The organism is Pseudomonas sp., assembly GCF_035277045.1.
Taxonomy (GTDB): Bacteria; Pseudomonadota; Gammaproteobacteria; order Pseudomonadales; family Pseudomonadaceae; genus Aquipseudomonas.
The window spans coordinates 17,892-32,533 of sequence record NZ_DATELE010000275.1 but is presented as its reverse complement, the minus strand read 5'-3'; the positions used below and the strand labels follow the sequence as shown (position 1 = coordinate 32,533).

General features: G+C 66.7%; 13 protein-coding genes. 5 read left to right on the top strand and 8 right to left on the bottom strand.

Going from position 1 to position 14,642, the window contains the following annotated elements; genetic code table 11:
- Positions 1–15 precede the first annotated feature (15 nt).
- The 7 genes from VJS90_RS15450 to VJS90_RS15420 form a co-directional block, all read right to left on the bottom strand.
- Positions 16–1,674: an ATP-dependent DNA ligase gene (locus VJS90_RS15450; protein ID WP_324122518.1), complete on the bottom strand. Its 1,659-nt coding sequence runs from the start codon at positions 1,672–1,674 to the stop codon at positions 16–18.
- Positions 1,671–2,690 carry a ligase-associated DNA damage response exonuclease gene (locus VJS90_RS15445; RefSeq protein ID WP_324122517.1) on the bottom strand — a complete coding sequence of 340 codons (1,020 nt, stop codon included), beginning with the start codon at positions 2,688–2,690 and terminating at the stop codon, positions 1,671–1,673. The genes VJS90_RS15450 and VJS90_RS15445 overlap by 4 nt, the downstream gene beginning before the upstream one ends.
- A gap of 100 nt (positions 2,691–2,790) precedes the next feature.
- Positions 2,791–5,223: a penicillin acylase family protein gene (locus VJS90_RS15440; protein WP_324122516.1), complete on the bottom strand. Its 2,433-nt coding sequence runs from the start codon at positions 5,221–5,223 to the stop codon at positions 2,791–2,793.
- Positions 5,224–5,381: 158 nt separating this feature from the next.
- On the bottom strand, positions 5,382–5,585 hold the full coding sequence (locus VJS90_RS15435; RefSeq protein ID WP_324122515.1) for an SEC-C metal-binding domain-containing protein: 204 nt from the start codon (positions 5,583–5,585) through the stop codon (positions 5,382–5,384).
- Between the two features lie 6 nt (positions 5,586–5,591).
- Entirely contained in the window at positions 5,592–6,068 is a 477-nt protein-coding gene (locus tag VJS90_RS15430) for an LEA type 2 family protein (protein ID WP_324122514.1), read from the bottom strand.
- A gap of 2 nt (positions 6,069–6,070) precedes the next feature.
- Positions 6,071–6,547, bottom strand: coding sequence for a YchJ family protein (locus tag VJS90_RS15425; protein WP_324122513.1), 477 nt, complete (start codon positions 6,545–6,547; stop codon positions 6,071–6,073).
- A gap of 4 nt (positions 6,548–6,551) precedes the next feature.
- Positions 6,552–7,046, bottom strand: a complete 495-nt coding sequence (locus tag VJS90_RS15420; protein ID WP_324122512.1) for a DUF6231 family protein — start codon at positions 7,044–7,046, stop codon at positions 6,552–6,554.
- 159 nt (positions 7,047–7,205) lie between these two features.
- Here VJS90_RS15420 and VJS90_RS15415 point away from each other — a divergent pair, with 159 nt between their 5' ends.
- On the top strand, positions 7,206–7,904 hold the full coding sequence (locus VJS90_RS15415; protein WP_324122511.1) for an OmpA family protein: 699 nt from the start codon (positions 7,206–7,208) through the stop codon (positions 7,902–7,904).
- A 61-nt stretch (positions 7,905–7,965) separates the two neighbouring features.
- Entirely contained in the window at positions 7,966–8,238 is a 273-nt protein-coding gene (locus VJS90_RS15410) for a DUF1145 domain-containing protein (protein ID WP_324122510.1), read from the top strand.
- Positions 8,239–8,291: 53 nt separating this feature from the next.
- Here the strand turns inward: VJS90_RS15410 and VJS90_RS15405 are convergent, their stop codons facing one another.
- On the bottom strand, positions 8,292–8,756 hold the full coding sequence (locus VJS90_RS15405; RefSeq protein ID WP_324122509.1) for a CopD family protein: 465 nt from the start codon (positions 8,754–8,756) through the stop codon (positions 8,292–8,294).
- A gap of 97 nt (positions 8,757–8,853) precedes the next feature.
- Between VJS90_RS15405 and dinG the strand changes: the two genes are divergently transcribed.
- From dinG to VJS90_RS15390, 3 genes are all read left to right on the top strand, one after another.
- Positions 8,854–10,998 (top strand): ATP-dependent DNA helicase DinG, encoded by a 2,145-nt coding sequence (gene dinG, locus VJS90_RS15400; RefSeq protein WP_324122508.1) that lies wholly within the window; start codon positions 8,854–8,856, stop codon positions 10,996–10,998.
- An 80-nt stretch (positions 10,999–11,078) separates the two neighbouring features.
- Positions 11,079–13,367 (top strand): beta-agarase, encoded by a 2,289-nt coding sequence (locus VJS90_RS15395; RefSeq protein ID WP_324122507.1) that lies wholly within the window; start codon positions 11,079–11,081, stop codon positions 13,365–13,367.
- 73 nt (positions 13,368–13,440) lie between these two features.
- Positions 13,441–14,586 carry a serine hydrolase domain-containing protein gene (locus tag VJS90_RS15390; protein ID WP_324122506.1) on the top strand — a complete coding sequence of 382 codons (1,146 nt, stop codon included), beginning with the start codon at positions 13,441–13,443 and terminating at the stop codon, positions 14,584–14,586.
- Positions 14,587–14,642: the final 56 nt, after the last annotated feature.

Below are 14,642 nucleotides of genomic sequence, written 5' to 3'. Positions count from 1 at the left end.
TCAAACGCGCAGGAATCAGCCGAGCAGGGCCTGCAGGGTGGCCAGGTCGTCAGCTTCGTCCACCGGCTTGTCCAGGCGCCAGCGCAGCATCCGCGGGAAGCGCACGGCAATGCCGCTCTTGTGGCGCTTGGACAGGGCAATGCCTTCAAAGCCTAGTTCGAACACCAGGGTCGGGGTGACGCTGCGCACCGGGCCGAAGGTTTCGACCGTGGTCTTGCGGATGATCGCATCGACCTTGCGCATCTCGGCGTCGGTAAGCCCGGAGTAGGCCTTGGCGAAGGGCACCAGGGTGCGGTCGCGGCTGCCGGGCGGGGTGTCCCAGACGGCGAAGGTGTAGTCGCTGTACAAGCTCGCCCGGCGGCCGTGTCCGCGCTGCGCGTAGATCAGCACGGCATCGACGCTGAAGGGGTCGATCTTCCACTTCCACCACAGGCCCATGTCCTTGGTGCGTCCGACTCCATAAAGGGCGTCGCGCGCTTTCAGCATCAGGCCTTCGACGCCCAGGCTGCGGGAGGCCTCGCGCTGGCGCGCAAGATCGTCCCAGTCGCTTGCCTGCAGCACCGGCGACAGCTGCAGCGGCGCCAGCGGGTACTGCGCGAGCACCTGCTCCAGCTGTCGACGGCGTTCATGCTGGGGCGTGCTGCGCAGATCATGGCCCTGCCATTCGAGCAGGTCGTAGGCGAGCAATACCACTGGCGCATCGGCCAGCAGCTTCTTGCCCAGGTTCTTGCGGCCGATGCGCTGTTGCAACAGGGCAAAGGGCTGCACGGCGACGGCGGCAGGGTCTGCCCCGGGTTTCCAGACCACGATCTCGCCGTCCAGCACGACGCCGTCCGGAAAGGTTTCGGTCAGGGCGTGCAGCTCGGGAAAGCGGTCGGTCACCAGCTCCTCGCCCCGTGACCATACCCACAGCTGGCCGTCGCGCTTGACCACCTGGGCGCGGATGCCATCCCACTTCCACTCCGCCTGCCAGTCGCTGACGGGCCCGAGCAGTGCATCGAACTGCTCCGTGGGTTGTTGCAGCGCGTGGGCGAGAAAGAACGGATAGGGCTGCCCGCCTCGCTGGGCGTGCTCATCGGGTGATTCGGCCGTGACCAGCTTGAGATAGCTGTCCGCGGTGGGCCGGTGGCTCAGGTCGGTGTAGCCGACCAGGCGCTGGGCGACGCGCTTGGCGTCCAGGTCGGCCAGTTGCGCCAGGGCGCGGGTGACCAGCAGCTTGGATACCCCGACACGAAAACTGCCGGTGATGAGCTTCAGGCACAGCATCAGGCTTGCGCGGTCCAGCTGTGACCAGAGTTCGGGCAGCCGTTGCTGGATCACTTCCGGCGGCTGGCCACGCAAGGGCAGCAGCTGCTGCTCTACCCACTGCGCCAGTCCTTCGTCGCTGGTGTGAGTCGCCTCGGGCAGCAGCAGTGAAATGGTCTCGGCAAGGTCGCCCACCGACTGGTAGCTTTCCTCGAACAGCCAGTCCGGCAGCCCGGCCATAGCCGTGGCGAGCTCGCGCAGCATGCGTGTCGGCACCAGTTGCCGGGGCCGGCCCCCGGCCAGAAAGTACACCGCCCACGCCGCATCGGCCGCTGGCGCCTGGCTGAAATAGGCCTGCAGCGCGGCGAGCTTGGCGTTGCTCGACGTGGTCGCGTCCAGGTTTGCGTAGAGCTCGGCAAAGGCCTTCATGCCTCGGCCTGCGTCGCAGCGGGGGCGTCATCCTCGTCGCCGTATTCGGTGACGAAGCCGCGGGCGTCCAGGCCAAGCTCGTTCAGGTAGCGGACCAGCACATTGACCGATCCATGGGTGACCATGACCCGTTCCGCGCCCGTCTGCTCGATGGCCCACAGCAGGCCCGGCCAGTCTGCGTGGTCCGACAGCACGAAACCCCGGTCGACCCCGCGCCGGCGGCGAGTGCCGCGCAGGCGCATCCAGCCGCTGGCGAACGCATCGCTGTAGTCGCCGAAGCGGCGCACCCAGCTACTGCCTCCGGCCGACGGCGGCGCCAGGACCAAGGCATTGCGCAGCATCGGATCGTTGCGCGGAATGTCGCCGGCGTACAGGGTTGGCGGCAAATAGACCCCGCCCTCGCGGTAGACCCGGTTGAGCGGCTCGACCGCGCCATGCACCAGGATCGGGCCGATGCTCTCGTCCAGGCCATGGAGAATGCGCTGGGCCTTGCCGAAGGAATAGCAGTACAGCACGCTGGCCTTGCCTTGGGCGCTGTTGCCCCGCCACCAGTCGTTGATCTCGGCGAAGACCGACGCCTGCGACGGCCAGCGGTAGATTGGCAGGCCGAAGGTGGATTCGGTGATGAAGGTATCGCAGCGCACCGGCTCGAACGGCGCGCAGGTGCCGTCGGCCTCGACCTTGTAGTCGCCCGAGGCGACCCACACCTCGCCCTGGTATTCCAGGCGCACCTGCGCCGAGCCCAGCACGTGTCCGGCAGGATGGAGGCTCACGGTCACCCCGTGGTGTGTCAGGCGTTCGCCATAGGGCAAGGTCTGCAGGTTGATGTCCTGGCCAAGGCGGCTGCGCAGGATGCCTTCGCCGGGGGCGGCGCACAGGTAGTGCTGGTTACCGGTGCGGGCGTGGTCGGCGTGGCCATGGGTGATGATTGAACGCTCCACCGGCCGCCACGGGTCGATGTAGAAATCCCCGGGCGGACAGTAGAGACCCTCTGGGCGAGCGATGACGAGGTCCATGGAGGCGGATGCCGGCTGGGATAGTAAAACGTATGAGCCTGGCCGGCGGAGGGAAGTTCGACTGGATGAAGGCTGCGGCGCTGCAAGGCCCAAGCCTACGCTAGCGCCCCGGCACCAGCGTCAACCGCTGACTGCCATACGCGCGCGCGAAATTCTGCGGCTGCAACGGCAGGCTCATGAACCGGCCCTTGAACCACGCATCCAGTCCATCAGCAAAGTGCGGACTCGCCGGATTGCCGGACTGGCCGCTGCTGGTCAGCACCTGCAATGGCTCGATCTGCCCGAAATCCACCACCATGCGCGCCGACGGCGGCAGACGTGTGTCGAAGCTGCTGCCCCAGGCATACGGGGTCATCGCCAGGGTGCTGAAGTCACCGCCGCTGGCCATCGGCGCGCGGCTGATGGCATCGCCAAGACCGTGGAAGGCTGGGGCTGGCCAGCGGTACTGGTGCAGCTTGCCCCATTGCCAGGCGCGGCGGTCGGCGCCCAGTTGCGCGACACCGGCATCGATCGCCGCCGCCAGGCTGCGGGCGAGGATGGCCGGCTTGTCTTCCTTCTGCGGCGTGCCGCGGTCATCCCAGAACGGACTGTCCTCGCGGCCGAGCAGATGGTCGGCCTGGGCCGAGTACGACAATCGTGCATTGCTGACGAAGGCCTGCCACGCGGGACCGGACTCCGGACCTAGTTCATCGAGGAACGTGTCTCGGGCGGCTTGCTGGAGGAACAGCTCGTACAGCGCGGCATCGCCCGACACCGGGCTCAGCCGGCCATCGAATGCCATCAACCGGGTGTAGGCCTCGCGGGCCTTGTCGCGCTGGGCCGGCGGCAGGCTGTCGATGGCCTGTTTGAGCGGCTGGGCCATGCCAGGCGCCTCGAACATCTTCTTCAGCTTGTCCGCCAGCGCAGTGGTCTGATCGTTTTGCAGGGCGGCCAGGCTGCGGCCGTCATGGCGGCCATTGCCCGCCAGCTGGGCCAGGCGCTCGGCGCGCTCGGGGTAGTACCAGCTGCTGGACAACTGCATGCCATAGCCTTTCGGCAGGCTGCGCTGGTTGGCATGGCCGAGCCAGCCGGTGGGCGGATCCTGGTCGTAGGGGTGCAGCATCGGGTCGGCATAACCGTCCCAGTCGTAGCGCCCGTCCCAGCCGGGGGAGGGCAGCAGGCCCTGGCCCTCGCGGCGGTTGGGGTAGCGCCCGCCCACCTGCCAGCCGATGTGCGCGGCATCGGCGAAGACAAAGTTCAGCGGCGCCGCGCCGATTTCCCGGGTGACGTCGAAGGCGCGCTCCACCGTGCCAGCACGCGTCAGGTCGAACAGGGCATCCAGGCTCTTGTCATCCTTGAGCTGCGGCAGATGCAAGGCCAGGCCCAGCCCCGCGTTGCCGGGCTGGCCGATCAGGGTGCCGTGGCGGGTGTCGTGAAACACCTCGCGCTGGGCCCGCTGGCCGCGGACCAGGAAGGTTTCGTTGCGCGCGCGGGTCGCCTGCCACGTGCCGTCGGCCAGGTATGTCAGCGAATTGCCCTGGCCGCGCACTTGCTCCAGGTACAGGTCCTGGTTGTCGGCCATGACCGCGCTGCTGCTCCAGGCAACCTTGCCGTTGTAGCCCGAGAGCACGATCGGCAGCCCGGGCAGCGACAGGCCTGCCACCTGGTACTTGCCGGTGTGGATCTGCACCGGGCTCAGTGCCCAGGCCGCACGGCTGTCGCTGGCCAGCAGGCTCTTGTTACTGCGGCTGCGCAAGGGTGAAAGCGCCCAGTTGGCGGAGCCAGGGCTGCCCAGCAGGTCGAGATCGGCCAGTTGCTGGCTCGCCGCCGCCAGCGAGGCAAGCCCAGGCAGTTGACGGCCCAGGTCGATACCCTTGAGCTTTTCAACCTCGCCCTCGGCCAGCGGCTCGTCGGGCGCGCCGGGCAACAGCCAGGCGAGCTTGTCGCTGCCGACCTTCTGCGCGAGGGTCAGGGCGGCGATTTCTTCCTGCAGGTTCACCGACTGGCTGAAGGCATAGAAGCTGAAGATCAGCGCCGAGTCCTCGGCCTTCCAGTATTCCGGGCGGTAGCCGCTTTTCCCCAGTTCGCCTGGCAGCTTGTCACGGAAGCGGAACAGGTAGGCGTTGACGCCCCGGGCATACACCTCGAAGAAGCGCTTGAGGCGCGGCGAGGCATCGGCGTAGAGCTGGTCGGCGCTCTGCCTGAGGTGGGCGGCGCGCATCAGGCGGTCGACGTCGAGCACCTCGGGCCCGGCCAGCTCGGCCAGTCGACCCTGGGCCAGCAGGCGCATGCCGACCATCTGCTCGATGCGGTCCCCGGCGTGCACGTAGCCCAGGCTGAAGAGGGCATCATGGAAATTGCCGCTCTCGATCAGCGGCATGCCCATGGCATTGCGCCGCACCGAGACATTCTGCGCCAGCCCCTTGAGCGGCTGCACGCCGGTGGTGGGCGGCAGGTTGTCCTGCATGCCAGCCATCTGGCAACCGGCCAGGCCAAGCAGTGCCGCAGCAGCGCCGATCCGGGAGATGAAGGGGAAAAAGGCGGGCACGGCCATGACGAGGCTCCTGCAGGGCGGGGCTAGGGGGGTAAAAAGGCGCTACGTTAGTGAGGGCGGCAGCGCCATGCAAGACGCTGGGTGGCTTTATTCGAGCCTGCGGCAGTTACTGTGGGAGCGGCCTGGTGCCGCGATCGGCCGCCCCCGGACAAATCAGGTCAGGCGCCGTGGCACTTCTTGTATTTCTTGCCGTTGCCGCATGGGCATGGATCGTTGCGGCCAACGTCCTTCAGGGCATTGCGCACAGGCTCCTGAGGCGCGTGGTTGCAGTGCGGGCCGTGCACATGGCCATGGTCATGATGGTGGTCATGATCGTGATCGTGGTCGCAGTCTGGGCCATGGACATGGGGTTGCTGGGTCATTGCGGGTTACTCCGGTAATAGATCGCCGGGAATTATCTCACCACTGCGCGACAAGTGCAGTTCACGATGAAAGATTAATCCGGTGTCGAGCTCGCCCTTCAGCTGATACTGCAATGGCTCGTCGCTCTTGAGCAGCTTGGCCAGCGGCTTGATCTGCTTCCACAGGTTGGTCCGCGCGGTGATCTTGAACGTACGCGCCGAATGACCGCCGACACTGCGCCACAGGCTGGTTTCATCATCCACCAGCAGCAGGTCGTTGAGCCGTATCGAGTAGGCGATGTTGCGAATGAACAGCCGGCCATCGTTGGGGTTGACGACGCGCAGGTGCAGGATGAATTCCTGCTGGTGCAGGCGCGCCTTGACGGTCTCGACCCTGGTCAGCTGCATCTCGGGCTCGCGCCAGGGCTCGCCGCCCCAGCTGATGCAGCCCGACAGCAGCGTCAGCAACAGGCCGAGGACAAGCAGGCGGGCCGTGTTGGTCATGGTCAGCTACCCAGGTAGCCGGCGCAGCATTTCTTGAACTTCTGCCCGCTGGCGCAGGGGCAGGGGTCATTGCGCCCGGCCTTGAGCTCGACCGTCGGGTCGATGAAGTACCAGCGCCCGTCATGCTGGACGAACGCGGAGCGCTCGCGGTGCTGATGATCACCTTCCAGGTCATGCCAGCGCGCGGTGAAGGTCACGAAGGCGTGCTCGGGCTGGCCGCCCAGCACCTCGGCGCTCTCGACGTCAAGGCCAAGCCAGGTGCTCTGGGCACTCCAGGACGCCATGGCCGCCTGGTCCAGGCCCGCCCGCTGAGTCGGCAAGGTGGTGTCCACCAGGTAATCGACCCGTCCCAGCACGTAGGCGCTGTAGCGCGAGCGCATCAACGTCTGCGCATCTGGCGCCGAGGTGCCGGCGTGATAGTGCCCGCAACAGGCATCCAGCACATTGCCGCTGCCACAGGGGCAAACCGGAATACTCATCAGATCACCACCAGTACTTGCCGAAGTTTTGTGGATTGGCCCAGAACTTGGCATTGAGCCAGTCCGGTACCTGCTTGTATTCCCGTAGATCATAGGTGAACAGGCTCAAAACCTGTTGCTCGCGCTGGAATCGCTCGCTGACCGACAAGGCCAGGGAGAAAAAGTCGGTCTCCTCCCACCCGCAGGCGGGCAGGTCGGCCAGTACCGCGACCCTGCTGGAGTTGAGATTGCGAATGCCGCCCAGCAGTTCCAGGCCGGTGCGCTTGGGCAGGTGCTCCAGGCAGTCCACCAGCAGCGCCAGGTCGAATCGCTGCGCCGCGACGTCCGCGGGCAGTGGTCCTGGCCCGGCCACCGTGATGCTCGCTTGCGGATGCGCTTGGGCGAAAGCGTCCAGGGCCGGAAAACGGCCACCAACCAGCAGCAGGCGCTGGGGGGTGAAGCGGTCAAGCAAGGCCGCCAGGGCCTGTTGGGGGGTACGTGGTGAAAAAACCTCGGTCATTGCCAGTCCTCGCTCAGGTCGTCCAAGACTATCGGTCCAGGGCTGCGCAGGATAGGGGCTGGACCCCGCGGCGTGGCTTATTGCTGGCAGAGACGGACTGCGCGGTCTTTACTCCCACTGCATCGGTCTCAACCGATTCCCCTATGGAGGCGCGACAAGATGAGCATAGTACGCACGGCGATTCCCCTGGTCCTGCTTACCAGTGTGTTGACTGGTTGCGCAGGTTTGCAAAAAACCGACTGGCCAAAGTGCGCTGCGGTAGGGGGCGTGAGCGGTGCAGCCCTGGGCGCTATCGAGAGCTCCAGCTGGGCAGGCTGGGGCGCCTTGCTGGGCGGCGGGCTGGCGGCCGGTTATTGCTGGGCTCATGGCGACGGCGACGAGGACGGTGACGGAGTGCCGGACAGCCGCGACAAGTGCCCGGGCACCCCGCGCGGGGTGCAGGTCGATGCCAACGGCTGTCCGCCCGAGGCCCCGGCGCCGGTGGTCGAAGAGGTGGTCGTGGTCGAGAAGGAAGAAGTCATCGTCATCCGCGACGTGCACTTCGAGTTCGACTCGGCGCGCCTGACCGCTGCCGACAAGGAACGCCTGAACACCATCGCCACCCGCCTGAAAAACGAGGCGCCCAGCGCTCGCCTGAGCGTCACGGGTCACACCGACAGCCGCGGCTCCGACAGCTACAACCAGAAACTTTCGGAGCGCCGTGCCCACTCGGTCACCGACTATCTGGTGAGCAGCGGCGTGCCGCGCAGCAGTTTCGTTTCGGTCGTGGGTGCCGGTGAAACCCAGCCCGAGGCCGACAACGCCACCGCCGAAGGCCGGTCGATGAACCGCCGCACCGAGATCAGGATCGAGCGCTGAGCTCGCGCGCGCTCCTCTGCAAGGGGAGCGCGCCCTGCGAACGGTACAAAGGAGCAAGGACATGAAATTCATCCTGGGGCTGGGCAAGGCCTTGACCGTGGTGTTCTGGGGCGTCGTGCTGATGAATCTGCTGATTCGGCAGCCCAGTCCGCTCCACCTGCTGATCAACGCCGCGGGGATCTGCCTGCTGGGCCTGCATGTCCTTGAAGTGCTGTTTTTCAATGGCAGCCTGCGCGGGCGCAGCCATCGCTGGTTCGACCGGCTGCAGATCCTGTTGACCGGGATCTTCCACATCCTGTCGATCCCTCGGGCACCCAGGCAGCTACCCCTGTAGCAGCGTTGCCGGAGCGCTTCGTCGCGCGACGAGGCGCTGCGGCCAGCGGACCCTCAGACCAGAACCCGCGAACTCGCCACCACCACGACCCCCACCCCCAGCAGCAGATTCACCCCCACCAGCCGTCGGATACGCCCGAGCACCCCGGCGGCGCCCGTCCAATCCTCGGCGTGCACCGCGCTGCGCAGCTCCGGCAGCAACAGCGCCTGGATCCGCAGGAACACGGCCACCATCACGATCGCTCCGCCCATCATCACCTGCACGTAACGGGGCGCGGTCTCGAACCCCGAGAAGCGCATGTGCAGCATCCCGACGCCGCTGATCGCCAGTACCCCGATCGCTATCCAGACCCACACGAAAAAACGCTGAAACACTTCTACCCAGAGCCTCAGCCGGGCAGGCCCCTCCAGGGCTGCAGCCGCCGCAGGACGTAGCACCAGCCAGGCGAAGAACATGCCGCCAACCCACACCAACGTGGCCAGAACATGCAGGGTGTAGGGCAGTGCGAAGGCGGTCATCGGGATCTCCATGCGGCGCAAAGGGCAATAGCGGGGTATGATAGCGGCCCATGCGAAACACTGAAAATTTATCCAGCCCTTCGGGCGCCCGCAGACCATGATCAGTAACGAACTCAAGACCACCATCCAGGGCGCCTACACGCGTTTTCTCGAAGCCAAGAGCCTCAAGCCCCGCTACGGCCAGCGCCTGATGATCGCCGAAGTCGCCAAGGTGCTGGGCGACATCGCCTGCGACGATGAAGGCCGCCGCGCCGGCGACCCGGCCGTGGTCGCGGTCGAGGCCGGTACCGGTACCGGCAAGACGGTCGCCTACAGCCTGGCCGCGATTCCCGCCGCCAAGGCCGCGGGCAAGCGCCTGGTGGTGGCCACCGCCACCGTGGCCCTGCAGGAGCAGATCGTCTTCAAGGACCTGCCCGACCTGATGCGCAACAGCGGGCTGAACTTCAGCTTTGCCCTGGCCAAGGGCCGCGGCCGCTACCTGTGCCTGTCCAAGCTCGACGTGCTGCTGCAGGAGGGCGAGGCGCAGTCGGCCACGGCCCAGCTGTTCGAGGACGAAGGTTTTCGCATCGAGGTCGACGAGCGCAGCCAGAAGCTGTTCACCAGCATGATCGAAAAGCTGGCCGGCAACCGTTGGGACGGCGACCGCGACAGCTGGCCCGAGGCGCTCGAGGATCAGGACTGGGCCCGCCTGACCACCGACCACAGCCAGTGCACCGGCCGGCATTGCCCCAACTTCCAGCAGTGCGTGTTCTACAAGGCGCGTGAAGGCATGGGCAAGGTCGATGTGATCGTCACCAACCACGACATGGTCCTGGCCGACCTCGCGCTGGGGGGCGGCGCCGTGTTGCCCGATCCGCGCGACACCATCTATGTGTTCGACGAGGGACACCACCTGCCCGACAAGGCCATCGGCCACTTCGCCCACTATTCGCGTCTGCGCTCGACCTCCGAGTGGCTGGAACAGACGGCCAAGAACCTCACCAAGCTGCTGGCCCAGCACCCGCTGCCGGGCGACCTGGGCAGGCTGATCGAGCAGGTGCCGGAGCTGGCGCGTGAAGTCCGCACCCAGCAGCAGTTCATGTTCACCCTGTGCGAGCAGGTCGCCGATTTCCGACCGGGCGAGGACATGGAAGGCCGGGACCGTCCGCGCTACCGGTTCGAAGGCGGCGTGGTGCCCGAGCAGATCCGTGAGGTCGGCATCGAGCTGAAGAAAGGCTTCTCGCGGCTCAACGACTTGTTCACCCGCCTGGCCGACCTGCTCAAGGAAGGCATGGATGGCGAGGTCAACATCGGCATCGCCAGCCACCAGGCCGAGGAGTGGTACCCGCTGTTCGGTACCTTGGTCACCCGCGCCCAGGGCAACTGGGAGCTGTGGACCGCCTTCACCGCCGAAGACCCGGAAGACAGCCCGCCAATGGCGCGCTGGCTGACCCTGGCGGAAAGCGGTGCGCTGTTCGACATCGAGGTCAACGCGAGCCCGATCCTCGCCGCCGAGATGCTGCGCCGCAGTCTCTGGAACGTCGCCCACGGCGCCCTGGTCACCTCGGCCACCCTGACCGCGCTGGGCAAGTTCGACCGCTTCCGCATGCGCGCCGGGCTGCCGCGCGATGCCGTTACCGCCGTGGTACCGAGCCCCTTCCACCACACCGACGCCGGGGTGCTGCGAGTGCCCGACCTGCGCGCCGACCCGCGCGATGCCACGGCGCACACGGCGGCGATCATCCGCGACCTGCCCGAACTGGTCGAAGGCTCGCGCGGCTCGCTGGTGCTGTTCTCCTCGCGCAGGCAGATGCAGGACGTGTTCGACGGCCTTGACCGCGACTGGCGCAAGCAGGTGTTCATCCAGGGCAACCTGTCCAAGCAGGAAACCCTCAACAAGCACAAGGCACGGGTCGACGACGGCAAGTCCAGCGTACTGTTCGGCCTGGCGAGCTTTGCCGAGGGTGTCGACCTGCCCGGTGCCTATTGCGAGCACGTGGTCATCGCCAAGATCCCCTTCGCGGTGCCCGATGACCCGGTCGAGGCAGCCCTGGCCGAATGGATCGAGGCCCGTGGTGGCAATCCGTTCATGGAGATTGCCGTGCCCGATGCTTCGTTGCGGCTGATCCAGGCCTGCGGGCGCCTGCTGCGCACCGAGCAGGACCGCGGCACCATCACCTTGCTTGACCGGCGCGTGGTCACCCAGCGCTATGGCAAGGCTATCCTCAACGCGCTGCCGCCGTTCCGCCGGGAAATCTCCTGACGCCGGAGCACAAGGCCGCGGCCTGTTGTCCATCACTCAACCCTGGCCCGGGACGGGCCTTGCAGGAGAGTACCAGCCCCATGATTCGCCGTACCTTGCCCTCCGTTCTCACCCCTGCCGTACTCAGCCTGTTGTTCAGCACGCCGCTGTGCGCCGGGCAGCAGACGCTGTTCAGCTTCGTGCGCCCGGCCTCGGTGGTCAACGTGGCGACCGTGGACGCCAGCCTGCCGCAATACAATGCCGAGCAGACGGCCCAGGGCGAGGTGCTGCGCCGGGTGGTGTTCAATCCCGCGCCACGCCCGACCTTGCGCCTGAGTCCGCAGCAAGGCGTGTGGGACTGGTCGAGCGCCCAGGCCCTGACCTTGCGCCTGCAGAGCGGCATGGACTGGGCGCTGAGCGTCGACGTCGTGGTGCAGGGCAGCGACGGCCGCACCCTGACCAGCCGCATCGACCTTCCCGCGGGACCGGCGCAGACCGTGCTGGTCCCGCTCAAGGCCACCTCGCCATTGGGCCAAGGCATGCGCGCCGGCCCGCCGATGCCCTGGAGCCATCAGGGGCAGCGTCTGTTGCTGACCAGCAGCGTGGGTGAGCTGGACCTGGCGCAGGTCGCTTCGGTCAGCCTGTCGATTCCCCAGCCCAATGTCGCCCAGAGCCTGCTCATCGAACGGGTCGGCGTGCAGGATGACGATGACGCGCAGAAGGCGGCCTATACCGGGCTTATCGACGCCTACGGACAATCGACCCGTGGGCGCTGGCCAGAAAAAATCCTGGGCGACGAGCCGCTCAGGGCCGCCGCGGCCCGTGAGCAACAGCAGCTGCAGGGTTGGCTCGCCGAACGTGGCAAGCAGCAGCTTGACGGCTATGGCGGTCTGCTCGGCGCTACGAGCTTCGAGGCCAAGGGATTCTTTCGCACCGAAAAGCGCGAAGGCCGCTGGTACCTGGTAACGCCCGACGGCAATCCCTTCTACTCGCTGGGGGTCAACACGGTGGCCGCCGATGCCGGCCGTACCTACGTGACGGGGCGCGAGGCGATGTTCACCGCCTTGCCCGCCGAAGGCGAGCCGCTGGCGCCGTTCTACGGCCAGGGCAACAACAATGACGGCACCGGCGCCTCGCGCGGGCGCAACTTCAACCAGGGCCGCTGGTTCGACTTCTATGCCGCCAACCTGGAGCGCGCGCATGGCACGCCCTGCCAGTCCGTGCCCCAGCCCCAGCTGGCCAGCCCGTGTCCTGCCGCCACGTTCGACGCGCCACGCTGGCAGGCGCAGAGCCTCGACCGACTGCTGGCCTGGGGCTTCAATACCTTGGGCAACTGGAGCGATCCGGCGCTGAACCAGGCCAAGCGCGTGTCCTACACCCTGCCGCTGTTGATCGGCGGCGACTACGCCAGCATCAGCACGGGCCAGGACTGGTGGGGTGGCATGCCCGATCCCTTCGACCCCAGGTTTGCCATGGCCACCGAGCGGGCCGTGGCGATCGCCGCCCGGGACCACCGCGACGACCCCTGGCTGGTGGGCTACTTTGCCGACAACGAGCTGGCCTGGGCCGCCCCGGGCAGCGATCCCAAGGCCCGCTACGCGCTGGCCTATGGCACCCTGCGCCTGACCACCGACGTGCCGGCCAAGCGCGCATTCCTCAAGCAGTTGCGTGACAAGTACCGCAACCAGAATGGCTTGTCTCGCGCCTGGGGCATCGACCTGAAAGCCTGGGAACTGATGGAAGACCCGGGTTTCGAGGCGCCACTGCCAAGCCCCGAGCACCCGGAGATCGAACGTGACCTGCAGCATTTCCAGCAGGTCTTCGCTGAAACCTACTTCAAGACCATCTCCGATTCCTTGAAGTGGCATGCCCCCAATCACCTGCTGCTCGGTGGCCGATTTGCCGTGAGTACCCCGGAAGCGGTGAAGGCCTGCGCGCGCTATTGCGATGTGCTCAGTTTCAACTTCTATACGCTCAAGCCTGACGACGGCTACGACTTTGCCGAGCTCAATGCGCTGGACAAGCCAGTGCTGGTGTCCGAATTCCAGTTCGGCTCGCGCGATCGCGGCCCCTTCTGGCCGGGTCCGCTGGAAGTGGCGCGCGAGGAAGACCGCGGGCCGGCCTATGGCAATTTCGTCAAGGCGGCCCTGGCCCAGCCTTCGATCGTCGGCGTGCACTGGTTCCAGTACCTCGACCAGCCCGCCAGTGGGCGTCTGCTCGATGGCGAAAACGGGCATCTGGGGCTGGTAGCCATCACCGATGTGCCCTATCAAGGTTTTGTCGATGGCGTGCGCAAGGCCAACCAGCAGGCCCTGGATCAGTTGCGCAAAGGCCTGCAGCCGGTAGCCCCGGCCCAGCCGACACCCGCGGTGACGACCACCCGGCCATAACCGGTATGCAAAAGCGTCCGGTGCTGAAACAATGCACGCCATTTGAAATCAGGTCGGTCGGGGGAGTTGGCGGGTGCAGATCCAGGGTCACTATGAGCTGAAGTTCGAGGCGGTACGCGAAGCGTTCGCCGCGTTGTTCGACGATCCCCAGGAGCGCGGTGCGGCTTTGTGCATCCAGGTCGGCGGTGAAACCGTGATCGACCTGTGGGCCGGCAGCGCCGACAAGGATGGCCAGCAGGCCTGGCACAGCGATACCATCGCTAACCTGTTTTCCTGCACCAAGACCTTCACCGCCGTCACCGCCTTGCAACTGGTGGGCGAGGGCAAGCTCTCGCTGGACGCCCCGGTAGCCCGCTACTGGCCAGAGTTCGCCCAGGCCGGCAAGGACAGCGTGACCCTGCGCCAGTTGCTCAGCCACCGCGCGGGCTTGCCTGCGATCCGCGAGCTGCTGCCCGCCGAGGCCCTGTACGACTGGCAACTGATGACCGATGCGCTGGCCGCCGAAGCCCCGTGGTGGACCCCGGGCACCGCCCATGGCTACGCCGCCATCACCTACGGCTGGCTGATCGGCGAACTGATCCGCCGCGCGGACGGCCGGAGTCCTGGGGACTCCATCGTTGCACGCACCGCCAGGCCATTGGGCCTGGACTTCCACGTAGGCCTGGCGGACGAGGAATTCCACCGCGTCGCGCATATCGCCCGTGGCAAGGGCAACGTGGGAGACGAGGCGGCGCAGCGCCTGCTGCAGGTGACCCTGCGCGAGCCGAATGCGCTGTCGACCCGCGCCTTCACCAACCCGCCAGCGATCCTCACCAGCACCAACAAGCCCGAATGGCGGCGCATGCAACAACCGGCGGCCAACGGCCACGGCAATGCCCGCAGCCTGGCGGGCTTCTATGCCGGTGTGCTCGATGGCAGCCTGCTTGAATCCGAACTGCTGGACGAGCTGACCCGTGAGCACAGCATCGGGCAGGACCATACCCTGCTCACCCAGACCCGTTTCGGCCTGGGCTGCATGCTGGACCAGCCCAAGGTTGCCAACGCCACCTTCGGCCTTGGCGCCAGAGCCTTCGGGCACCCGGGGGCGGGCGGCTCGGTAGGCTTCGCCGACCCTGAACACGACGTCGCCTTCGGCTTCGTCACCAACACGCTCGGGCCCTACGTACTGATGGACCCGCGTGCGCAGAAGCTGGTACGGGTGTTGGCACATTGCCTTTGATCGGGTAGTGCGGGTATTGCCCGATCCCTTTGACTATTCTCAATTCCAACGCCCGG